Below are 22,223 nucleotides of genomic sequence, written 5' to 3'. Positions count from 1 at the left end.
TTTCAATTACTTCCAATGAGGTCTGGGCGTACTTTCCCAAGCAAAATTACGTCATCTCTTTGGCCTGATGGCAGTTCAACCTGTGAAAGTTGCCGTCCCTCTTCTTTATATCCACAGGACAAGAAAGCCCGAATTGAACCTTGGTTTGAGGCATAACTGCCAGCGTTAATTTTGGAAAGACCGAGAGTTTCAAAACCCCACTCTGTTAAAGCAGAAATAACTTCTTTAGCAACTCCTTTACCCCACCAGTTTCTTTCTCCAATAACTAAACCGAGTGGTGCAGAGTTGTGGGAGGCATTGATTGGCCCGAGTTTAATATTCCCTATATGTTCGCCTGATTCTTTGGAAACAATTGCAAAAAGGGCAGAATTCTGTGACTTCAGCATTTGTTCAACGAAAGCGGTCAGGCTGGCTTTCGTTTGTGTAGAAAAACGAGTTTCAAGATATTGATTGACCTCATCTGAATTCAGCCAAGAAAGATAGTTCTCACTCACAAATGAAAGGTCGAGTGTCTGCAACATAAAACGAGACGTTTCAATGCTTTTTTCAAGTCTCATTATTGATTATCTTCTCTAAATAATTAATCACTCGAACTTTTCCCAAACCGTCGAAATATATGGTGCTTTCGCGGGAAAGACGTTCTCTCAGCTCATTGTCTTCGATGAGGCTGAGAACCATTGTCTCGACTTGGGTTGTGAAATTCTGATTGCCACCCCGAGTCAGATCAATGCCTAGGACAAGTTTGTTTTCAATCATCCGCTGAAGTGATTGTGATTGATTTTCAACTACAGCTATGAGTAGAGACGGAATTCCTAAGCTACAAAGCTCCCATGCGCTAGTCCCTGCTGCTGAAATCGCTATATCGGCAGAGGCTAAAACTTTAGGAAGTTCGGTAGTCGGACTAATAATTTCAAAACCATCCAGCTTTCCTAATAAAGCTTGAACTTGTTCGAACCATTGTTGGCTGGCTACAACTGTTGCCGTACACCTTCCTTGAAATGATTTGAGAGCTTGTGAAACGTCAATGATTGTCCCAGTGGGGTCAGAGCCTCCCATCACCGCAACTATGTGAGGAACTGCTCCCTGAAAAACCCAGGGTTGTTTTCTCTTTCTGACTAACACGGCATCTCTGATAAGTGCGAACTTACTTCCTGCTAATAGCCTTCCTGATGTTTCATCCGGCCATGGCTCTAATTCCGCACCAAGGTTGTGGTCTAAATATCCAGTAGCAACAATTCCCCTAGTGTCACCATCCACAATCGATAGCACAGGAATCTTCCTGGCTAACAGCGAAATCGTTTCAGCTTCAATCTCGTAGGAATCTGTGACTACAACATCAGGAGCAAGTGAAATACAGACATCAATGGGAAGTTCATGTTGACGAACACGAAGGACTTCAGTGTTTGACTTACCAATGACTTGCTCAAGCCATTCAACCTCTGAAAAGTTCGTCAACAGGACAACCTCGTGACCTCGACGGAGAAGTTCTTCTGAAAGTGTGAGGCACCGCATAACGTGGCCAGTTCCTTGCACGGGCGACGCGTCTGCTCTCAGTAGGACTTTCATAGGTATTCCCATTGGTTACGGTCAGCGGTGGCGAGTATTTGGTAGGCTCACGGAGGTAAGTTTTTTGTGCAATTTTTGGAGGTTTGGCTTTGTCCATTCTAGAAGGCTCGTCAATCCTCATCACGGGCGGTACCGGATCATTCGGTAAAGCTTTCATCGAGTACGCTCTTGAAAACCTTAACCCTAAGAAGATTGTCATCTTCTCTCGCGACGAGCTCAAACAGTATGAAGTGAGACTCAAGTTCAACAACGACCCACGCCTCCGCTTCTTTGTCGGTGACATTCGTGACCAGCACCGCTTGATGCGTGCAATGCACAACATCGATTACGTAGTGCACGCTGCTGCTCTGAAGCAGGTTGACACCGCTGAATATAACCCTTTCGAATATGTGCAGACCAACATCATTGGCTCTCAGAACGTCATCGAAGCGTCAATTGACACCGGCGTAAAGAAAATTGTTGCCCTATCCACCGATAAGGCTTCAAGCCCGCTAAATCTCTATGGCGCGACCAAACTTGCCGCTGACAAGCTCTTCCAGTCTGCAAACCACTATGCAGCCGGTTACGAAACACGTTTCTCTGTAGTCCGCTACGGAAACGTCATGGGTAGTCGCGGGTCAGTTATTCCCTTCTTCAAGGAACTTGCAGCTAAGGGCGAATCACTTCCCATTACTGACGAGCGTATGACTCGTTTCTGGATTACCCTCCCACAGGCTGTCCAATTCGTTATCGATTCCTTCGACCTGATGGTGGGTGGAGAACTGTATGTTCCCCGCATTCCCAGCATGCGTATCCTTGACCTCGTAGAGGCAGTAGCTCCTGGCTCAAAAACTCATTCAGTAGGTATCCGTCCTGGTGAGAAACTTCACGAAGAGATGATCTCCGAAGACGACAGTCGACGCACCTTGCTCCTCGGTGACCGTTACGTCATTCTTCCCACTATTGCTGAGTGGGGCTTCGTAGCTCCCGAGGGTGACGAAGTTCCCGATGGCTTTGCATACCGCTCTGATTCCAACGACCAGTGGCTCAACGTTGAGGAGCTCCGCGACCTCATCGAAAAATTCGCCTAAATGAGCATCCCCTACGGCCGTCAGTCGATATCTCAAGAAGATATCGATGCTGTCGTTGCTGTCATGAAGACCGACTGGCTCACGATGGGGCCAGTGGTCAGCGAATTTGAAGCTGCCATTGCAGACCTTGCCCACACTCCAGACGCAACAGTCGTTTCTTCAGGTACCTCAGCTCTCCACTGTGCCTACGCTGCGCTTGGTGTGAAGCCCGGAGACGAAGTCATTACTTCTCCTCTCACTTTCGTTGCCACTGCCTCTACAGCTATGGCACAAGGCGCAAAGGTTTTATTTGCCGACGTCGCAGAAGACACCGGAAACATTGACCCGACTTCTGTCGAAAGTCTCATCACCGAACGAACCAAGGTTATTTCTGGCGTGGACTACGCGGGCCACCCCGTTGATGCAGATGAGCTTTCAGCTCTTGCAGCAAGTGCAGAGGCATATTTCTTGGAAGATGCCGCTCACTCCATTGCTTCTCTCTACAAGGGAAAGCCTGTGGGTTCACTAGCCGATATCACTGCGTTTTCGTTCTTCCCCACTAAGAACATGACAACCGCAGAAGGCGGAGCTGTTGTAGCCAAAGATGCAGCATTGGTTGAACGTGCTCGTCGCTTCCGTTCTCACGGTTTAGTTCGCAACAAGGACGAACAGCGTTACCCCGACGAAGGCCCCTGGCACCAGGAAGTTCACGAAATTGGTTTGAACTACCGCCTTCCAGATGTTCTCAGTGCAATTGGCTTGAGTCAGATCAAGCGAATCATGGAGTTTAAGGCGCGACGAACTGCAGTATTCGAACGTTACCACGCTGAATTAGCAGACGTTCAGGGCCTTATTCTTCCTACCAAGCGTGACTATGTAGACCCCATGTGGCACCTCTACCCCATCCGCGTCCAAGATGGCCGCCGCAGAGAAGTATTTGAATTCATGCGCGACCAGGGTGTCCTAGTTCAGGTGAACTACATTCCTGCCTATTGGCACCCCGCTTTTGAGGATCTTGGCTACAAGCGCGGAATGTGCCCTGTCGCCGAAGAGTATTACTCTCAAGAAATATCACTCCCTATGTATGCGGATCTCAGTGACGACCAGCAGTCTGTTGTTATTGATGTTCTTCGCAAGGCACTGGCGTAGTTCTTTCCCCCAATCTCTAGGAGAATCACCGTGAGTAAGCTCCCCCTCGGCCCAGAAAAGGGACCGATGATTGTTGCTGAAATTTCCGGCAACCACAACGGTTCTCTTCCCCGAGCTCTCGACATCGTTCGGGCTATCGCCGATACAGGTGCGCACGCGGTCAAGATTCAGACCTACACCGCGGACACCATCACTCTGAACGTGGATACTCCTGCATTCCGAATTAGTGACGGCCACGAGCTCTGGGGTTCACGCAAGCTCTATGACCTCTACGAAGAAGCTCACACCCCTTGGGAATGGCACGAACCTATCTTTTCCCTCGCAAACGATCTAGGGATGATCGCATTCAGCACTCCATTTGATGAGACAGCTGTGGACTTCCTGGAAACATTTGATGTTCCCGTCTACAAAATTGCTTCTTTGGAAATCGTTGACTTGCCTCTCATTAAGCAAGTTGCCCAGACGGGTAAACCCATGATTCTTTCCGTGGGAACTGGTTCGATTGCTGAAGTAGCAGAAGCAGTCGCTGCAGCTCGTTCGGGCGGATGCACAGACCTCACTCTTCTGGCATGCACAAGCTCGTATCCTGCTCAGCCTGACGACGCGAATCTTCTCCGAATGCCTGCAATGGCTCAGATGTTTGGAACCAAGGTTGGACTTTCTGACCACACCATGGGCCTAGGTGTTTCTGTGACAGCTGCCGCCCTGGGAGCTTCAGTCATCGAAAAACACGTCACACTCCGCCGCGCCGATGGCGGTGTTGACAGTGCTTTCTCGCTAGAACCTGCAGAGCTTGCTCAACTTGTTGAGGCATGTGACATGGCAGTTCGCGCTCTAGGGTCTGCTGATGCTTGGGCGACGTCAGCTGAGAATGAATCTCTTCGCTTGCGACCTTCACTCTATGTCTCTCAAGATGTCAAAGCAGGCGATGTCGCCACTCACTCAAATGTAAGGTCAGTGAGGCCTGGTGGCGGGCTGCCGCCCAAGGATATTGATCGGGTGATGGGTCGAACATTTTCTGCAGACTCACCCGCAGGTACTCCAGTGAGCTGGGATTTGTTCTAATCTTTCAGATTCAGCTTTAACTGAACAACACCATCTTGTGAGTGTTGAGGAACAAAGTTCTCAGAAACAAAAATCTTCATGCTGGGGAGGTTTTCCTCCCGAATTGTTGCTGTTAAATCAATTACCCGAGGGTGTTCAGTGGTAAACACCTCGATTGCATCATGAAGTATCGATTGAGCAAGGCCCTTACCGCGATGTTCTGGGTTGAGGTTGATACTTACTTCAGCAGACTCTCTCTCTTCGGAGATGTTGAATCTGCACATTCCAAGCGGTGAGGACTCTGCAGGTATGTCTTCTGCAATATAAATAACAACTTGTGGGTTCTTGAGAACCGAGAGGTACCACTTTTGGTGCTCTTCCCAATGAATTTCGTCAGTATTTAGTGAAGCGTTTCTTGTGGTTGGGTCATTCCGCCATTCGAATAAATAACGAGAGTCCTCAATTCCAGCACTTCTAATTACCACTGTTCCTCAAATCTGCACTCACACCACTTCTAGAGACTGTAACGCACGGTGTAACAACTGAGCTGACGCACACTCTTGTGATAGCTTTGCGACTCGTGAAAGCTCTTTTCTTTTCCCCGTTCGCCAATATCTGGGAACACTCTTTTCCCGAAGGACTAGTCGCCGAGGGGCTTAAAGAAAACGGCATAGAGATCGTTACTGTTAGGTGCGCCGGCCTTTACAACAGCTATTGCGTTGCAATGTCTGCGGCAGGGCTAACTGCTGCCGATGCTGAAAAAAAGAAAAAACAAGTCTGCGGAGCATGCATCAAACGCAGAAATCTTCTAGATAAAGATTTTGGGTTCAGAAACCTGATAATCGAGGATTTTCTTGACGAACGTGACTACACAATCACTCAAGCTTTGATTGATTCGGCCAGTCTCGAAAACTGGCCGGAACTCATGCTCAATAACGTCCCTATTGGCAGGTATGCGGCTTACGAATTCTTACTTAATTACAAAATAATGGGGACTAATGTTCCTCCTGAGTTGTTTGATGTTTACCTCAACCAACTTCGTAACAGCACGCTCACACTACTTTCCGCCGAGAAAATACTTGATGCAGAAAATCCTGACTATGTGCTTACTTACAACCGGCTCTACGGAGTAAACCATGCTTTCCTAGCAGTCGCAGAAGCGCGTGGAATACCTACATACAGCCTCCAAGGTGGCGGTCACATCACTCATCGTGGAGAAACGATGACGATGTTCAAGGAAAGTCAAACCCAATTTCAACTGTTCCATTCAGAAAGTTGGAAGACATACCAGCAGGCACCCATTGGAGAGGAAGAAGTAAATCTCGTTGCTTCACACTTCGATGGCCTGTTGGAAGGTAGCAGCGCATTTGCTTACTCGAGCGCCTTTGAGGCAAGTGACCCAAGACTGCTCCGGGATAGATTTGGTATTCCTCAAGATGCCAAAGTAGCGCTGATCCCCATGTCGAGCGAAGATGAACTCAACGCCGCACAATTAGCGGACCTGCTTCCCGACACTTCACAGTTACCGAATCTTTTCGAAGATCAGTTTGCTTGGATCAGGTTTGTTTTTGAATATGCGAAACAGCGACCTGAGGTGAAATTTATTCTCAGACTTCACCCCCGAATGTATCCAAACAAGCGTGAAAATGTGACCGCACCGGTTGTTGCTCGGGTTATGGAGCTTCTCGAAGAGGCGCCATCCAACATTGTTGTGAATTTACCTTCTGACAACGTCAGTCTTTATGACCTCATGCAAATTCTTGATGTGGTGCTCGGTTACAGATCATCTGTAGGAGCAGAACTAGCAGCATTTGGTCTCCCTGTAGTTTCACCCGCAAATAAAGATTTTTTTACATACCCCAGTGAAATCAACAGAATTGGTTCATCAGCTCAGGAATACACTCTCAAACTTGATGATGCATTGCGAGAGGGTTGGTCAATCGAAAACGTGAGGGCATCTTTCCGCTGGTATGCCTACTTATTCAGCCGTATTGCTGTTGATTTTTCAGAATCTGTCAGTGCAAAACCAATCGCCATACGCCCCAAGAAACCTGGTTTCAAACTGTGGTTATGGAGAAAAATGGTATTTCTCGTTATCACTTTCGGGCCCCTAATTAGGGAACGCTTAGCCTTACGAGGAAGATCTTCATCACAGCTGAGCAAAAACGTCTTTTTTGATGTCATTTCTAACGGCCGTGGAAGTGTCGCAGAATCTAGCGCTTGGCCAACAAGACAGAACTCTTTTACGAATGAGACTGAATTGCTCGAGAAGTATTTGAATAATCTTTGCAACGGGATTTGGAAAGATATTTCAGCAGAGAATTCACTAGCAGCAAAAATAAGGGCAGCAATAAGTAAACAACTAGGAAGCCTCTGAGTGAAGAACTACTTCCTTTTTGCTTTTCTGGCGCGATTCTGTTTCCTCAGTTCTAAAGCAGCAGTGATTGCTAGGCCCCGTGCAACTCCAAATGGCGTCTCGGCAAAAACCTTTTCCCCCACCCATTTATCTGCACTTTCGTCAAGAACTGGATTAGTCTCCAGAACATTACCTATGGGACCTTCGAATAGATCTAATTCAGACCAAGGTGCTTTCATAAGTGAATTAGTGCCCTCGTCATATCCCGCATAGGTAACGAGATTTTGGTTGGGCGAGAGAACGAATGAGTCTCTTGACCACATGCTTGCAATCCATCTATACGCCCAAGTAGAAATTCTGTTCGCCTCGGCATCAGCAAAATTCTGTTTCCAGCGAATTGCACCTGCAGTAGAGCCAACTATTTTGGCTAGTTCAGAAGTGGAGGCATTCAACGCCCAATCAAGGGAACCATCAAACTTTTCCCAAGCGCGGTCCCAGGTTGCCCAGGCAATGGATTCGGGATATCTGCTCAGACGGCTACCTCGCCCATGCAGGGTCTGGAATTTTTCTGGTACTAGGTTGTAGCCAGAAATATGCTCGATGGAAGATTCACTCCGATATCGAGTCAACATTTCTTCGGCGTATGGGAACCAATTCTTGCCAGGAAGAGTGTCTTCTTCAATGATGATTGCCTGCCCATGAACTGAAACAGCATGGCTTACTACATCAGTGACTGCCGCACGGAGACCTAAGTTCGTTGGACGGAATCTGGTCTCAACTTTGTCTGTCCAGGTGAAGTTATTGACTAAAGATTGAACTTCCGCAACCTTCGCAACGTCAGCAGGCTTACCAGGCTTAGGTCCATCGACAGCAAAAATGATGTTCGTGGGTTGTAACTGCTCAAGCCGAGAGATGAGTCTTCTGACCTTGTCGGGCCTGTTGTAGGCAATCACGACGACCGGTGTATCACGCACGAGAAGAACTCCAGCTGGATAGAATTAAGGTCGCGGTGTTTGAGCGAGGAATTCGTTCAGTTATCCGTGACTTACCTAAGGATAAGGGATTGAAAGCTGTCATCGTCGGGTTGGGCTATGTAGGTCTGCCATTAGCTGTTGCCGCTGCTGAGTCAGGGATTTCTGTTGTGGGGTTAGACCGCAATGAATCTATCGTGAACGGGCTCAACTCAGGCGTTAGCCACATCGATGACCTCAGCTCGGCAGACATTGCTGAGCTTCTGGGAAATGGCTTCACAGCGACAACCAACCCTGAGTGCATCGCTGAGACAGATGTGGTTGTCATCTGCGTTCCCACCCCGCTTGATTCCAGCGGACAGCCGGATCTCAAAGCTGTTATGGGGGCTTCTCGAGACATTGCACAGTTCGCCCACGATGGCCTCACTGTTGTACTTGAGTCGACAACTTACCCAGGTACCACCGAAGAAATTCTGAAGCCCTTGCTTGAAGAAACTGGCCGCAAGGTCGGCAAGGAAATTTACCTCGCCTTCTCCCCTGAGCGCATTGATCCTGGTAATCCAACTTATGGAATCAAGAACACTCCAAAGATTGTCGGCGGAGTTACAGAAGTTTGTGGCGACAAAGCTGTTGCTTTCTACGAGCAATTCATTGAAACAGTTGTGCGCGCAAAGGGCACCCGCGAGGCAGAAACAGCGAAACTTCTCGAAAACACCTACCGCCACATCAACATTGCTCTGGTCAATGAAATGGCTCAGTTTGCTCACGCCATGGATATTGATATCTGGAATGTCGTAGAACTCGCCAAAACCAAGCCTTTCGGTTTCCAGTCCTTCTCCCCCAGTGCTGGCGTCGGAGGACATTGCATTCCTATTGATCCCAATTACTTGGCTTACAAAGTTCGGGCAGAGCTAGAGCGGCCTTTCCGCTTTGTCGAGCTCGCCGAAGAGATCAATCACAGCATGCCCCCTTATGTTGCTCGCCGTGTGCAAGATCTCCTGAATACCCAAAGCAAGGCAGTCAAGGGATCTAAAGTCTTACTTCTTGGCGTTACTTATAAGGCAAACATCTCGGATAAGCGTGAATCGCCTGCTGTACCACTTGGACAGCGTCTTCTTGATATGGGCGCAGAACTCGCTTATTTCGACCCACACGTGCCAACCTGGGGCGTCAACGGCGTCGATGTGCCACGGGCGGCAAGTATCTCTCAAGCCCTGAAAGAATCTGATGTAGTCATTCTGGTTCAGCCTCACAGGGAGTTCGTCGAGGCAGCTTCTGAGATCACCTCTTCTTCTACGGTCGTACTCGACACCACCGGCAAATTCACCGGTGCAAACATCGAGCGACTTTAAGTTAGATGTCAACAACAACTCCTCGCGTTTATTGCACCTATTTTGATAGTGGCTATCTCAGCCGAGGACTTGCTCTAATTTCTTCATTACGAGAGCACGGAGATGATTCTCCGGTTTATGTTCTAGCTCTTGATGACGCAGCAGGCTTGTTTCTCGATCAACATGCTCCTGAAAATGTTTTCGTCTTGCGCATTGAAGAACTTGAACTGGTAGAGCCAGAACTGCTCCCCCTCAAAACTCAACGTTCACGCATGGAGTATTACTTCACATGTACTCCACTGTTGATTCGTTATGTCATGAATCAACACTCAACGCCTGGATCAATTGCAATCTATCTTGATGCGGATCTCTTTTTCTTTGATGACCCACAACTGGTTATTTCTGCCATGGGAAACGGATCTGTTGGCATCATTGAACACAGATACCCAGATACAGTTGTGCCTAAATTAGCAAAATATGGACGATTTAACGTTGGCTGGGTCGGCTTCAAAGATGATGCTGCGGGACGAAATGTTCTGGATTGGTATGCATCAAAAACACTTGAGTGGTGTTCCGACATACCTGAGGACGGCAAGTATGCCGATCAGGGATACCTTGATTGGTTCCCTGACTTTAAAGGAGTGGAAATCCTCAATTCTCCTGGATTCAACCTTGCCCCCTGGAATACAAGAAGACACAAGTTGAAGCTGACTCCTGTGGGAAGCTCAGACCAAAACCATTCTGATTCGACTCTTAGAGTTGATGGTGAGCCACTTGTTTTTTTCCATTTCCATGGCCTGCGTGCTGTAGGAAGTTGGTTTGTTTCAAGCCAAATAATATACAAATCTCAAATGAACGAGATATTGAGGAAGTGCGTTTACCAACCGTATGTCAACAAGCTTCATTCCACTGATAACGAGGTTTTCCCTTACCTGCCCACAACAGTGATCAAGAAGCGTGGTAATGGTTTACACGGTGCACTGAGTCGTCTCAGAAAAAACTTAGTCAATGTGATTTCAATTGCTACACAGAACGCATTGAAACCGAATAACTAATCTGGATTCTGCTCGAAAGACATCAATTTTACGTATTCAGCAACCATGGGAACTGTCTTCCTGAGGTGCATAAATGTTCCTGACGCAGAGATGGTTCCATCTTCAACAACATAGACAGTGTCTGAATGCTGAACAGTTGAAAGACGGTGTGCAATGACGATGACTGTGACGTCCTTACCCAAATTTTTCAAGCTAGAAGAAATAAACGCCTCTGAGCTGGCATCTAAAGCGCTAGTCGCTTCATCTAAAACAATCAGCTTTGGCTGACCGTAAAGTGCTCTAGCAAGTCCTAGACGTTGAATCTGCCCACCACTGAGAGCATCAGATTGACTACCAACAGAGGAATAAATTCCTTCTGGTAAGGAAAGTACAAAATCTGACATGTTTGCTGCCTCTAAGGCGCTGACTACTCTCTTCTCATCTATTTCAGATACTGGGGTCCCAAGTGCAACGTTTTCGGCGATTGAACCAGAGACGATTCCGGGGTTTTGGGGAACATAGGAAACCAAACCTTGCTCGATAAGTGAGCCACTTAGATGTTCATCATTTCCGACAACTACCGTGCCACTTGTAGGTTCGATGAGTCCCAAAATCATGTCAACAATCGTTGTTTTACCAGCACCAGATGGTCCAATAAATGCAACGTGTTGACCACCATCAATATGCAAAGAGACGTTCTTTAGAGCAGGGGACGATGCTCCGGGATAAGTGAAATAAACGTTGCTGAGCGTAACTTGCAGTGCTTTATTGGTCTCGGCACTATTCTGAGTTTTCACAACCTCAATTCGGATGGATTCCTCTTCACTGCTTTGTGGTTCTGACAATTTCAAAGACGCTTCTCTTGCATCTAAAAGCAGTCGTTGTGCCATTTCAGATTGCTCGACCTGGTTCTTTGCAATGGCTGCCGCATTTTGAAGAGGTAAGAGAGATGCCATGATCCTGACACCACCTGTCATGAATACACCGACTGTAACCAAGCCTGAAGCTAATTGTCCTGTGACAAATTGATACCCAACGAAGATTACAACGCCCAACATCAATGCTGTCTCAACTACATATCGGGGCATCCCGGCAAGAAAATTAAGCGTGCCTCCACTATAGGAAAGGCGTGATCTAGCAAGCCTAAATTTCTCGATGAAGTAGTCCTGTTTGTTGAAAATTGTGATCTCGCGATATGCCCCAAGGACATCGTCAATTACGAGCAGACTTTCCATGTTCCCTTCAGCAGCGTCTATGCCTGCCTTTTTCAACAATCTGCTAATGATTACTTGAATAGACAGGATAATCAGGCCGAAGTAGATAAACACAAAAACTGCAGCTACTGGATCAACCAAGATAAAAGTACTTGCGACCAAGAGCAAGAGCAGGCCTTCTGCGATAAAGGTTGACAAGTTGGAAAGCAACCCTGCAAATGCGTTCGAGGTCGAACCCATAACGGCCCACGAAATTTCACCCTTATTGAGACTTTGGAGTCGTGAGAGATCACCGGTGAAGAGATAGCGTGCAATTTCTGCAGATTTTTCGCTATCAATTCGAGCCAAGAAATTGGCAATTGCTTTCCCCAGTGATACTGCGATGACCGCTTTACCAGCAAACACAACAAGAACAACTATGACTAAAACCAGCAGTGTTTGTTCGCTCACTGGTGGCAATGTGAAACCAAGAATGACCAACGGTTTGGAGGGATCTAAATTACTTGCAGCTAAACCAGCAAGTAGACCTGTTAGAGCTATACCAACTACGTCAAGTAATCCCGAAAGTGCCCTAATTGCGACAAGAGTGAAGTAAACAATTCGTTCACGTCGCGAAAGGAAACCAAGCGACCTACGAATAGCGGCTAACATCGAGTGTTTCCCTTAGTCCGAGGTAACAACAGTGTCGATCCACGGTTTTCCTGCGGCAGCTAATGCTTGAATATCGGCGTCAACCATGATTCGCGCCAACTCTGGTGTCATTACCTTAGGAACCCAGCCAAGCTTGGTTTGTGCACGAGTTGAGTCTCCAACCAGGGCATCGACTTCTGTCGGACGCAGATAACGTTCGTCAAACTTGACGTACTTTTCCCAGTCCAATCCGACATGTTCGAACGAGAACTGCAGGAAGTCTTTGACTGTGTAGTCAGTTCCAGTTGCAACTACGTAGTCATCTGGTTCATCTACTTGGAGCATGCGCCACATTGCTTCTACGTATTCGGGGGCATATCCCCAGTCACGAACTGCGTCAAGGTTGCCCATGTAGAGAGCATCCTGTTCGCCTGCCTTGATACGTGCCACTGCACGTGTAATTTTACGAGTTACGAAGGTCTCTCCACGTCGTGGGGATTCGTGGTTAAACAGAATGCCGTTAACAGCGAACATTCCATAACCCTCACGGTAGTTACGAGTGACCCAGTAGGAATAAAGCTTTGCTGCACCATATGGCGAACGAGGGTAGAAAACAGTTTCCTCATTCTGTGGAGGTGGAGTCGCCCCAAACATTTCTGAGCTTGATGCTTGGTAATAACGACAGTCCAAGCCAATCATGCGAATAGCTTCGAGTAGACGAATGGAACCGAGTCCAGTTGTGTTACCTGTGAACTCTGGCTCGTCAAAACTAACCCGGACGTGTGACTGGGCAGCAAGGTTATAAACCTCGTGTGGCTTCACAGAATCAAGGAGCGTGACCAAGCGCGTGCCATCACTGAGATCCCCATAGTGCAGAAACAGTTTGGTGCCAGCGATGTGTGGGTCGTTGTAGAGGTGGTCAATACGAGAAGTATTGAAGGTAGATGCTCGGCGAATAACACCGTGAACTTCATAGCCCTTTGAGAGGAGAAGTTCAGCAAGATAGCTTCCATCTTGACCAGTAATACCAGTGATGAGCGCTCGTTTTGCGGTGGTTTCAGCCATCTGAATAGTTCCTCAGTAACAGTGTGGAGAACTAGATAAATGCAATTAGTCCTAGCCCACAATCAACCTGTCTAGGCTATCGCAACTAGTGCCTATGCACGGGAACTGACGATGTTTGCAGCAAAGGCAGAAGCCCATCTGATTGGGTACTGCCAGATAAATCTGACGGGCCGCAAAACCCGGGGTAGATGCTTTGCTTTAACTGCTTCTGATTCCAAGCTGGAGTTTCGACGATTTGCCACAGTTAGAGAATCTGGATGCCACCTAAACGCAGAAACTATTTCTCGGGTATAGACAAACTTGCCCAATTTCTTGAGTTTGAGGAATGCGTCAAGATCCATCGCGTACTTTAAGGCAGGATCAAACATGCCAATCTGTTCAAGCGCATCGAGCCTGATCATGGAGCCAGGGTGCGGAATGAGATCAGGTCCCCAGGGTAAAAGAATTTGGGCAAACTTGCCTGCAGCGCTTTGTGCCAACACCTTGCCTGTGGGGTCGATGTAATCACAACCACCATAGGCAACTACGGCTTGGGGATTCTTGTCCAATAATCCCTGAAGTCTTTCTAAACCTTCTGGTCGGAAAAGATCGTCATCGCCCATCCATGCATAGAACTCTTCATCATTCCTTGCCCGGATTCCGCAATTTATGGCTTCAGATATCCCCGTTTTGGGATCATCTACTACCTCTGCACCGAATTGCTGAGCTAATTCTCTTGCTTGAGTTGCCGTGGACGGAGCCACAACAATCAGCCTGAGTGAAGCGGTCTGTCGTTGTGTCTCGATTGTCTCCAACGTTTCTTGGAGAGTTTCTAACCGGTCGCCCAGTGTCGGCAATACAACCAAAATTCGCTTCGTTTCATTGGCCAAGAAAACACAACTCCTCACAAGTCATCGTCTTAGACTCTATCTAGCTAGAAGTCAGTTATTGCCGAAAATACAAGTGAGATTTATCCATGTCGCAAAGTTCTGCCCTGTACCCGCTTGACCATAAGAGCACCGTATATATCGCTGGCCACCGTGGAATGGTTGGTGGCGCGATATGGCGTGAACTATCAAACAGAGGATTTACCAACCTCATTGGTGCAACTTCTCAGGAGTTAGACCTGCGAAACCGGGAAGCGGTTTTTGGATTTTTTCAAGACGTTAAACCTGACGTCGTTATTGATGCTGCAGCTCGAGTTGGAGGGATTCTCGCTAATAACTCCTACCCCGCAGAATTCCTTAGCGACAATCTTCAAATTCAGGTCAACATCATGGATGCTGCCAATTCAGTAGATGTTGATCGACTATTGTTCCTCGGATCTTCTTGTATCTATCCCAAGTTCGCTGAACAGCCCATTAAAGAAGATTCTTTACTTACCGGCGCACTTGAACCGACCAATGATGCTTACGCAATCGCCAAAATTGCCGGAATCATGCAGGTTCAGGCGTCACGCAGACAATATGGAAGACATTGGATTAGCGCAATGCCTACCAACTTGTATGGACCTGGCGATAACTTCCACCCGGATAATTCTCACGTTCTCCCTGCACTCATTAGACGTTTCCACGAAGCCAAACTTGCGGGTGATTCTGAAGTAGTGATGTGGGGAACCGGCACTCCAAGGCGCGAATTCCTTTATGTTGAGGACTTAGCCCGAGCATGCGTTTTTCTTCTCGAAAACTATGACTCACCAGAAACCATCAACGTGGGAGTAGGTGATGACATTTCGATTCGTGAGCTCGGAGAGATTGTTGCCGCCACTGTTGGGTACACCGGAAAAATAGAGCAAGATCTTTCCAAACCAGATGGAACTCCCCGAAAATTACTGGATATCTCGCGGATTAAGGCTCTCGGTTGGGCCCCTGAAATTGAACTTGAAGAGGGAATTAGAAGAACCTACCAATGGTTCCAAGCACACAATTCTGAACTCCGAGCAAAATAAAACTCTTCACCTAATAGAATTCGTACCATGACCGTGGATCTCAGCAAGACGTTGATTGTGATGCCGGCATATAACGAAGAAGCAGTCATTGATCAGGTGCTCACAGAGGTTTATTCAACTAACCCTGGTATTACTTGTCTCGTCGTAGACGACGGGTCACGGGATAGAACCACACAAATTTCCAGCCAAGCTGGGGCGATAGTCGCAACACTCCCCTATAACCTCGGCGTAGGGGGTGCTATGCGCGTTGGGTTTAATTACGCACTGGCAAACGGTTTTGAGAATGTGGTTCAGGTAGATGCCGACGGCCAGCACAATCCACGAGATGTTGCTCGTTTAGTTGCTGAATTATCTGATGCTGATCTGGTTCTCGGCGCTCGATTTGCAGGTTCTGGAGATTATGAAGCGAAAGGTCCTCGCAAGTGGGCAATGATTGTGCTTGCAAAACTACTAAGTAGATCTGCACATGCTCAGCTCACTGATACAACCTCAGGTTTTAGAGCCTCAGGCCCCAGAGCTGTCAAGCTTTTTGCACAGCATTATCCAGCCGAATACCTGGGAGACACTGTTGAATCCCTCGTAATTGCAGCACGAGCTGGCTTTGTCATCAAACAGGTTCCCGTTTCAATGCGAGCACGCGCTGGTGGAACCCCATCTCACAGTCCAATCAAAGCAACTATATTCCTCGCCAGGGTAGGGGTTGCTATGTTGTTTGCCTTCCTGCGCCCACCCGTGAAAGAGATAGGTCAGTCCCAATTATGAATCCTGTCCAATACACATTGGGTATCGTTGCTTCCGTAGCAACCTTCGCCATCGTTATAGAAATGCTCAGGCGCCGGCGGTTACGGGAACGTCATGCTGGCTGGTGGATAGTTGCTGGACTCTTCGCCATCATCATCAGCGTATTTCCCAGCACTTTACGTTTTGCTTCAGAACTGCTGGGATTTGAAGTTCCCGTCAATCTGGTCTTTTTCTTGAGCCTGTTTATTTTGTTTTTGGTGGCTCTTCAACACAGTTCAGAACTCACTCAGCTTGAGTCACATAACAGATCACTTGTAGAGCGTCTGATTGTCTTAGAGCTCAAGGTTAAGGATTTAGAAAAACAAACTTCTATATCGCAGTCGAATAATTCAGACTAGAAAGTTCTGTGTCACTAAGGTTTCTGGCTTGTCTTGTTGAAGCAGAATCCATTTGAAGCCTGCGCTGATTGCCACGGCAAAGCCCAAAGCCCCTAAAATCCAAACCGTCATCGGACTAAGAGGAATATTCCACCACCACTCGACGTTCGCATCGAGGCTCACACCAGTGCCATTGTTGAGTCCACTCACATATCTCTTTGTATTGACATAAAGAGCGAGAGCATTAGCTATGGCTATTCCGGCCAAAATAACCCAACTTTGGAGACTAGAAAGTACCGGTTTAGTTTCCGCAAACTTCAAACATGCGATGGCCGCAAAACCAACGATGAGTGGAAGAAGATAGCGAGGTTGTACCTGCTCACCAACGTGATTGAGCCCCTTTTGCAAAACATAAAGAGGTAGCGCGTAGAGAATAGCCGCAAGCCCTAACAAAGTTATTGCTCGCCGTTTTGTGGCTCCTCTTAGAAGAAGGAACATAACAGCCGCAAAAATGCCCGAAATTGTTACCCACACTAACGCTGGCATTTGTGTGTCTAACCACCCAAGAGGCCAGAAACCAAATGCCCCAACCCACAGCTCTGGAAGTTGAACAAGGTTGATAGCGAGAACTCCTAATGCTGTTCGTGGAGCTTCGCCATCAGTACTGGTCATCCCCGAGCTTGCAACTGTTGACTGAAGTGATGATGCGTAAAAGTAAAGGGAAATCAATGACGCTGTGAATGGCAAAATCAATTTTTGAGCAAAACTCTTGGTCCTCTGCCATGTCAAGAAGCCAATAAGTACAGAGCCAATGATTGTGTAGATGGCCGCATCCCCACGAGCACCTGAAACAAGAAAAACTTGAACAAGGAAAAGCACACCTGCTGCTAAGGATCTCTTTCCGGATTGTGTCAGAAAAAGATAAAGTGCCATCCAAGCTGTAGGAACTCCAGTAATTGCCCACGAAGAGGGATTTGTTGATGCAATCAAAAATATCCCCAGCGGCACAATGGTGAGTGCCCACATCCAAAAGTAAGAAATTCGAAGCTGTCGTGGTGCAATGAGTATTAGAGCAATCAAACTTCCCATGAAGAAGAGGGAATTAAAAATTCTGATGGCAATAACAGAATTGGGAATATCTGAAGTAGCAAAAACGCTCGTAATTGCGTAATACACCGGAGGATAATTCGCTGTAAAAGATCCACGAGTTGAATCGATTAGCTCTGTTTGCGAAAAGATTTGATTCCGCAGCTGACATTCCGCACTTTGAGCAGGTTCAAAGACATAACAACCCGCCTCGACCAACCCCGGAAGCAAACGACGGTGACCATCCTCACCAGTTGCTTCACAAAGACCTGGTTTATCCCCGGCACCACACCAAATACTTGCAAGATGGAAGTCGTCGTCTGGACTAGCGCCCACTGCAGAGCTCAATGACCACGCGCCTAGGGCAACAAAAAGGCCAACTAGTGCAAGAACTGCCCAACGGGTTTTCGCAGTAAACACTTGTGACACCAATCCCAATAGAAGTGGGCTGTTAAGCCTTGCCGGTAAGTTTACGGAAGACAAGCTTGTAACCACCTTCACGCATGGCAAGTTTTGCTCCGCGCAACTTCCCAACAAGCCAATAATCTCTTTTGACGTGCAAAGGCAAGTTCTCAATAGGCCTTAGATAATCAGCGGAATGTTTGCCTTTTTCAATAAATTCCAACAAAGGTTGAGCTGCTTTGGACCATCTGTACCCTTCACGAACTCGCAAAACGTTTTGTGAAAATTGCTCACGCAAATGCTTATTTTCGATCAAGGTGATGATTGCTTCAATACATGATTGAACATCACTTTCATCAACAACAATGCCCAATTTGTGATGTTCAATAATCGGGGCAAAGGTATCGCCCTCCGTTGCGATGATGGGCAATCCAGCCCACAAATAGTCAAGAAGCCTTGTTCTGAAACTGAAGGCGGTTTCGAGGTGAACGAAATGGGTGCTAACTCCTACGTTGGCGTCGAGCAGGTAATCCGCTCTTTCTTCAAAAGGAACCCAAGATTCATTGAAAAATACATTCTTATTACGAATTTCAAGTTCTTCAGCCAGCAAAAGCGCCTTATCCGACATTGAATACTCTGTAAATAACGGATTGGGGTGCGCTAACCCCATAAAGAATAGCTTTACTTCCGGATGAGTTATGGAAACCTGGTGGACTGCCCGGATCAACGTAAGTGGGTCAAACCAGTTATAGATCCCTCCACCCCAAAGCAGAAGAAAATCGGTATCCGAGATACCAGGAATTACTCCACGAATACCATGTTGAGTTTGAACTGGGTTTTCTTCTGAAATTCCGAACGGTACGACTGCGATTAGTTCGCGCAAGCTGGAATCCTGCACATAATTTGCAGGGTTAATTCTTCCTAACGCACTGAGATAGCCCAGCCAAAAGTCTCTTTGCTTTTCACTTGCACAAATAATGAAATCGGCATATCTCAGTTGCTCGGTCACTGATGCAACAGTTGCTCGGATTGCGTCTGTACGAGTAGCGATATCTTCAGCATGTGTATCTTCTAATTGCTCTAGATGAAGTGGGTCATACAAATCCGCAATAAGTAGTGCATTGGAATATTTAAGCCAGGGATATTGAGCCAAGATGAAGCCCTGAAACAAAATGACGTCAGCCCAGTTAGCGTGTTCACGTAACTGACGTCTTGAGGTTTGTTCGACGAACACATCCGATTCAATTGGCGAGAAGTCACCTGTAGTTACAACACGAACAGTGTTGTTCTTGCCGAGGACAGTGCCCAGTTGGACTGCTCGAATACCAGGTCCCGCCATCGACGGCGCAATGGAATCACCGGTTATGACGAGAACATTATGACTAACCATGCTTGATAAGTGTTGCGAGATATATACCGTACCCACTCTTCAAGAGCGGTGCTGAAAGTTCGTGTAGCTGAGAGTCGGTAATCCATCCATTGCGCCAGGCTATTTCTTCAATACAACCGATTTTGAATCCTTGTCGGTCTTCAATAACACGCACGTATTCTGAAGCCTGCATCATTGATTCAAAAGTACCTGTATCTAACCAAGCAGTTCCTCGGTCGAGTACCGTGACTTTGAGCTTTCCTCGATTTAAATATTGTTCATTTACCGAACTGATTTCGAGTTCGCCACGTGCACTTGGAGAAATTCCCTTGGCAATTCCCACAATGTCATTGTCATAGAAATAGAGCCCTGGAACTGCATAATTACTTTTAGGAACTGCTGGTTTTTCTTCAATAGAAATTGCCTGGAAATTCTCATCGAACTCAACGACACCATATGCTGCAGGGTCTGCTACATGGTAGGCAAAGATATTCGCACCTTCCAGGGAAGTATTGTTCTTCAAGGCACTCCCCAAACCAGCGCCATGGAAAATATTGTCTCCCAGCACGAGTGCTACCGAATCATTACCTATGAATTCTTCTCCGATCAAAAATGCTTGGGCTAAACCATCCGGTGATTCCTGAATCGCATACTCAAGGGTCATCCCCAAGGAAGTACCATCTCCTAACAGTGCCTTGAATTGATCCTGATAATCCGGAGTTGTAATAATGAGGACTTCTCTTATCCCTGCCATCATCAAAGTAGAAAGAGGGTAGTAAATCATTGGCTTGTCATAAATTGGCATCAGTTGTTTAGAAATGCCTTTAGTAATAGGCCAAAGTCTGGTTCCACTGCCACCAGCAAGGATTATTCCCTTCACAAGGAACCCCTCTCAATTGACAACTGCTCGTATCGAGCAAGCGACTCTTCCCAAGTAGGCAGTAAACCTATCTTCATTGCTTCATGAAGCGACGGTGCCTCTGCATCTTTAGGAGAGAGAGAAATCTCAATACCTTCGATATCGGTTAATCCCAAAACTGGGTCAAACGGATTGACTCCGTGCTCACGTTCTGGATTGTAAACACCACTTACTAAGTAATTAACCACCGAGTTGTCTTTAAAGGCAATAAAACCGTGTCCCAAACCTTCAGCCAAATAAACCGCTTTCCTGTTTTTGTCGTTGAGTAACACGGTTTCAACTTGTCCAAAAGTGGGAGAACCCACCCGAATGTCCACGACGATATCTAAAACTTCCCCAAAAGGGCAGGTAACGTATTTTGCTTGTCCGGGATGCAATTCCGCGAAATGAATTCCTCTGAATACACCACGTTTGGACACAGAAGCGTTTGCTTGGCGTAATGAAAGCGGATGGCCGACATGTTCAGAAAGTTGGTCGAATTTGTACCACTCCCAGAAATCACCACGATCATCAGAGTGGACTTTCGGGGTCACCACATAAGAATGGGGGATTGTTAAGCCGGTCACGTCCACAACAAGACTCTACCAATTCAAGATTGGCAAATAATTAAGTTGGCATCGATGCGTGTGACTATCAGGTAACTTTCAACTTCTTCTTTAAACTTGAACACATGGTGAAACACGAAATTGTCGCGCCCATGAGGGCCGTAATCGCTTTACTTGCGACATTCATCATGCTTTTCTCTGACCTCACCTTCTTCAACACTCCCCGCGCTGAAGCCGCTGATCTGAGTCAATTTAATGCAGGAAACATCATTAGCGACGCCATTTTTTATGACGGCAGTGCCATGTCAGCGTCCGATGTTCAAGCTTTCCTCAACAGCAAAGTACCCACATGCACTATCAATAATGGGCAAGCTTCCCATGCGGCTGGAGCCCCTTACGGGTCTACCACCATTTCAGACGTGTGTCTCAAGGATTATCGCCAAACTACCCCTAGCATGGCGACACAGCCAGGCATATGTGCCGCGTATTCAGGTAGCCCCTCTGAATCTGCAGCAAGCATCATTGCCAAAGTTGGTGCTGCTTGTAATATCAACCAAAAGGTTCTCTTAGTACTCCTCGAAAAAGAGCAATCGCTCATTTCGGATTCTTGGCCAACAGTCCGTCAAATCAGTCAAGCTACCGGCTTTGCATGTTACGACAATGGCCAACCATGTGTTCAAGATTATGCTGGATTTTTCTACCAAGTTTGGTCTGCAGCAAGACAATTCCAGAGATACGGTACTTCGCCATTTACTTGGTATCCGGTTGGCCAAACTTCAAACATTTTGTACCAAGCAAACATGCCTGAGTGTGGCACTAAGGCTGTTTATATCGAAAATAGAGCAACTGCTGCTCTCTACTACTACACCCCATACACACCAAACGACGCTGCTTTGGCAGCAGGCTATGGTCTAGGTGATGCATGTTCTGCATATGGAAATAGAAATTTTTATCAACTCTTTGTTGATTGGTTTGGTTCCACACAAAACCCCAGGGCACTTATTGCTGGGGCATGGGAAACTCTAACTGGTAGCCCGGGTTCAATTAATGTCTCGGGGTGGCTCCTTGTCAGATCAAGTCCGACTTCAACGGCAAACTTAGTCTTTTCTATCGATGGCGTTCGTCAAAGCGCGATTACTGCATCATTCCCTAGTCAAGCTAGTGAAATTTCTGTCCCAGGCGCAGGTGCAAGCCACGGCTTCACAGCGAGTTTTCCGGCAACAACGGGTACACACCGCATCTGCGGATTCCCACAACTTCTCTCTTCAGGAGAAGTTGATTGGGGCTGCACATCCGTTACAGTTCCAGCAGAACCGCCTGTAAGAGGGGCATGGGAAACACTTTCTGCAACTCCAGGCCAAATCAACACCTCTGGATGGTTGCTCTACCCTGCAAGCCAAAACAGCAGCGCATCTGTCGTGTTCACCGTTGATGGAGTACGCACCAGC

Annotated in this window: 20 protein-coding genes and 1 pseudogene; 10 read left to right on the top strand and 11 right to left on the bottom strand. The window is 47.2% G+C overall.

What is annotated here, in order from left to right:
- Positions 1 to 2 precede the first annotated feature (2 nt).
- Together M2120_RS07935 and M2120_RS07930 are read right to left on the bottom strand one after the other, a co-directional pair.
- Positions 3 to 557, bottom strand: coding sequence for a GNAT family N-acetyltransferase (locus M2120_RS07935; protein ID WP_280798196.1), 555 nt, complete (start codon positions 555 to 557; stop codon positions 3 to 5).
- The gene (locus M2120_RS07930; protein ID WP_280798195.1) at positions 547 to 1,455 is read right to left on the bottom strand and encodes a glycosyltransferase; all 909 of its coding nucleotides are present in this window, start codon (positions 1,453 to 1,455) and stop codon (positions 547 to 549) included. The genes M2120_RS07935 and M2120_RS07930 overlap by 11 nt, the downstream gene beginning before the upstream one ends.
- A gap of 200 nt (positions 1,456 to 1,655) precedes the next feature.
- Here M2120_RS07930 and pseB point away from each other — a divergent pair, with 200 nt between their 5' ends.
- Genes pseB through pseI form a run of 3 tightly spaced genes read left to right on the top strand, consistent with a single transcriptional unit; the run spans position 1,656 to position 4,829 of the window.
- Positions 1,656 to 2,636, top strand: a complete 981-nt coding sequence (pseB, locus tag M2120_RS07925; RefSeq protein WP_280798194.1) for a UDP-N-acetylglucosamine 4,6-dehydratase (inverting) — start codon at positions 1,656 to 1,658, stop codon at positions 2,634 to 2,636.
- Positions 2,637 to 3,764 (top strand): DegT/DnrJ/EryC1/StrS family aminotransferase, encoded by a 1,128-nt coding sequence (locus tag M2120_RS07920; protein ID WP_280798193.1) that lies wholly within the window; start codon positions 2,637 to 2,639, stop codon positions 3,762 to 3,764.
- 30 nt (positions 3,765 to 3,794) lie between these two features.
- Positions 3,795 to 4,829: a pseudaminic acid synthase gene (gene pseI / locus M2120_RS07915; RefSeq protein WP_280798192.1), complete on the top strand. Its 1,035-nt coding sequence runs from the start codon at positions 3,795 to 3,797 to the stop codon at positions 4,827 to 4,829.
- Here pseI and M2120_RS07910 read toward each other — a convergent pair.
- Positions 4,826 to 5,293, bottom strand: a complete 468-nt coding sequence (locus M2120_RS07910; RefSeq protein WP_280798191.1) for a GNAT family N-acetyltransferase — start codon at positions 5,291 to 5,293, stop codon at positions 4,826 to 4,828. The two genes, pseI and M2120_RS07910, sit on opposite strands and share 4 nt — an antisense overlap.
- A 95-nt stretch (positions 5,294 to 5,388) precedes the next feature.
- Between M2120_RS07910 and M2120_RS07905 the strand changes: the two genes are divergently transcribed.
- Positions 5,389 to 7,185, top strand: a complete 1,797-nt coding sequence (locus tag M2120_RS07905) for a hypothetical protein (RefSeq protein ID WP_280798190.1) — start codon at positions 5,389 to 5,391, stop codon at positions 7,183 to 7,185.
- 8 nt (positions 7,186 to 7,193) lie between these two features.
- Here the strand turns inward: M2120_RS07905 and M2120_RS07900 are convergent, their stop codons facing one another.
- Entirely contained in the window at positions 7,194 to 8,138 is a 945-nt protein-coding gene (locus tag M2120_RS07900; protein WP_280798189.1) for a glycosyltransferase, read from the bottom strand.
- Here M2120_RS07900 and M2120_RS07895 point away from each other — a divergent pair.
- Entirely contained in the window at positions 8,126 to 9,487 is a 1,362-nt protein-coding gene (locus M2120_RS07895) for a nucleotide sugar dehydrogenase (RefSeq protein ID WP_348519947.1), read from the top strand. The genes M2120_RS07900 and M2120_RS07895 overlap by 13 nt on opposite strands.
- Before the next feature lie 5 nt (positions 9,488 to 9,492).
- Positions 9,493 to 10,521 carry a hypothetical protein gene (locus tag M2120_RS07890; protein ID WP_280798188.1) on the top strand — a complete coding sequence of 343 codons (1,029 nt, stop codon included), beginning with the start codon at positions 9,493 to 9,495 and terminating at the stop codon, positions 10,519 to 10,521.
- On the opposite strand, the gene M2120_RS07885 is transcribed toward M2120_RS07890, so the two are convergent.
- From M2120_RS07885 to M2120_RS07875, 3 genes are all read right to left on the bottom strand, one after another.
- Positions 10,518 to 12,365, bottom strand: a complete 1,848-nt coding sequence (locus M2120_RS07885) for an ABC transporter ATP-binding protein (protein WP_280798187.1) — start codon at positions 12,363 to 12,365, stop codon at positions 10,518 to 10,520. The genes M2120_RS07890 and M2120_RS07885 overlap by 4 nt on opposite strands.
- Before the next feature lie 12 nt (positions 12,366 to 12,377).
- Positions 12,378 to 13,409, bottom strand: coding sequence for a GDP-mannose 4,6-dehydratase (gene gmd, locus M2120_RS07880; protein ID WP_280798186.1), 1,032 nt, complete (start codon positions 13,407 to 13,409; stop codon positions 12,378 to 12,380).
- A gap of 92 nt (positions 13,410 to 13,501) precedes the next feature.
- The gene (locus M2120_RS07875; RefSeq protein ID WP_280798185.1) at positions 13,502 to 14,278 is read right to left on the bottom strand and encodes a glycosyltransferase; all 777 of its coding nucleotides are present in this window, start codon (positions 14,276 to 14,278) and stop codon (positions 13,502 to 13,504) included.
- 86 nt (positions 14,279 to 14,364) lie between these two features.
- Here M2120_RS07875 and M2120_RS07870 point away from each other — a divergent pair, with 86 nt between their 5' ends.
- From M2120_RS07870 to M2120_RS07860, 3 genes are read left to right on the top strand one after another with little or no spacing between them, the layout of a single operon-like run.
- Positions 14,365 to 15,336, top strand: coding sequence for a GDP-L-fucose synthase family protein (locus M2120_RS07870; RefSeq protein ID WP_280798184.1), 972 nt, complete (start codon positions 14,365 to 14,367; stop codon positions 15,334 to 15,336).
- A gap of 27 nt (positions 15,337 to 15,363) precedes the next feature.
- On the top strand, positions 15,364 to 16,098 hold the full coding sequence (locus M2120_RS07865; protein ID WP_280798183.1) for a glycosyltransferase family 2 protein: 735 nt from the start codon (positions 15,364 to 15,366) through the stop codon (positions 16,096 to 16,098).
- On the top strand, positions 16,095 to 16,475 hold the full coding sequence (locus M2120_RS07860; protein ID WP_280798182.1) for a DUF2304 domain-containing protein: 381 nt from the start codon (positions 16,095 to 16,097) through the stop codon (positions 16,473 to 16,475). Before M2120_RS07865 ends, M2120_RS07860 begins: the two co-directional genes overlap by 4 nt.
- Here M2120_RS07860 and M2120_RS07855 read toward each other — a convergent pair.
- The 4 genes from M2120_RS07855 to M2120_RS07840 are packed head-to-tail and all read right to left on the bottom strand — an operon-like array spanning position 16,467 to position 20,802.
- On the bottom strand, positions 16,467 to 17,960 hold the full coding sequence (locus tag M2120_RS07855; RefSeq protein WP_280798254.1) for a DUF2142 domain-containing protein: 1,494 nt from the start codon (positions 17,958 to 17,960) through the stop codon (positions 16,467 to 16,469). The two genes, M2120_RS07860 and M2120_RS07855, sit on opposite strands and share 9 nt — an antisense overlap.
- 31 nt (positions 17,961 to 17,991) lie before the next feature.
- Positions 17,992 to 19,332 (bottom strand): glycosyltransferase family 4 protein, encoded by a 1,341-nt coding sequence (locus tag M2120_RS07850; protein WP_280798181.1) that lies wholly within the window; start codon positions 19,330 to 19,332, stop codon positions 17,992 to 17,994.
- Positions 19,325 to 20,191 carry a glucose-1-phosphate thymidylyltransferase RfbA gene (gene rfbA, locus M2120_RS07845; protein WP_280798180.1) on the bottom strand — a complete coding sequence of 289 codons (867 nt, stop codon included), beginning with the start codon at positions 20,189 to 20,191 and terminating at the stop codon, positions 19,325 to 19,327. Before rfbA ends, M2120_RS07850 begins: the two co-directional genes overlap by 8 nt.
- Complete coding sequence (locus M2120_RS07840) at positions 20,188 to 20,802, bottom strand: dTDP-4-dehydrorhamnose 3,5-epimerase family protein (protein ID WP_280798179.1); 615 nt, start codon at positions 20,800 to 20,802, stop codon at positions 20,188 to 20,190. Before M2120_RS07840 ends, rfbA begins: the two co-directional genes overlap by 4 nt.
- A gap of 98 nt (positions 20,803 to 20,900) precedes the next feature.
- Here M2120_RS07840 and M2120_RS07835 point away from each other — a divergent pair.
- A pseudogene (locus M2120_RS07835) lies at positions 20,901 to 22,223 on the top strand (hypothetical protein); the annotation flags it as partial.

Origin of the sequence: Aurantimicrobium minutum (assembly GCF_029893825.1) — a bacterium.
Lineage (GTDB): Bacteria > Actinomycetota > Actinomycetes > Actinomycetales > Microbacteriaceae > Aurantimicrobium > Aurantimicrobium minutum_C.
This window is presented reverse-complemented; position numbering and strand designations above follow the sequence as displayed.

Excerpts from the sequence above, each read along its gene's own strand:
- M2120_RS07935 (WP_280798196.1), bottom strand. The coding sequence starts at position 557 with ATGAGACTTGAAAAAAGCATTGAAACGTCTCGTTTTATGTTGCAGACA.
- M2120_RS07920 (WP_280798193.1), top strand. The coding sequence starts at position 2,637 with ATGAGCATCCCCTACGGCCGTCAGTCGATATCTCAAGAAGATATCGAT.
- M2120_RS07890 (WP_280798188.1), top strand. The coding sequence starts at position 9,493 with ATGTCAACAACAACTCCTCGCGTTTATTGCACCTATTTTGATAGTGGC.
- M2120_RS07885 (WP_280798187.1), bottom strand. The coding sequence starts at position 12,365 with ATGTTAGCCGCTATTCGTAGGTCGCTTGGTTTCCTTTCGCGACGTGAA.
- gmd (WP_280798186.1), bottom strand. The coding sequence starts at position 13,409 with ATGGCTGAAACCACCGCAAAACGAGCGCTCATCACTGGTATTACTGGT.
- M2120_RS07870 (WP_280798184.1), top strand. The coding sequence starts at position 14,365 with ATGTCGCAAAGTTCTGCCCTGTACCCGCTTGACCATAAGAGCACCGTA.
- M2120_RS07865 (WP_280798183.1), top strand. The coding sequence starts at position 15,364 with ATGACCGTGGATCTCAGCAAGACGTTGATTGTGATGCCGGCATATAAC.
- M2120_RS07860 (WP_280798182.1), top strand. The coding sequence starts at position 16,095 with ATGAATCCTGTCCAATACACATTGGGTATCGTTGCTTCCGTAGCAACC.
- M2120_RS07850 (WP_280798181.1), bottom strand. The coding sequence starts at position 19,332 with ATGGTTAGTCATAATGTTCTCGTCATAACCGGTGATTCCATTGCGCCG.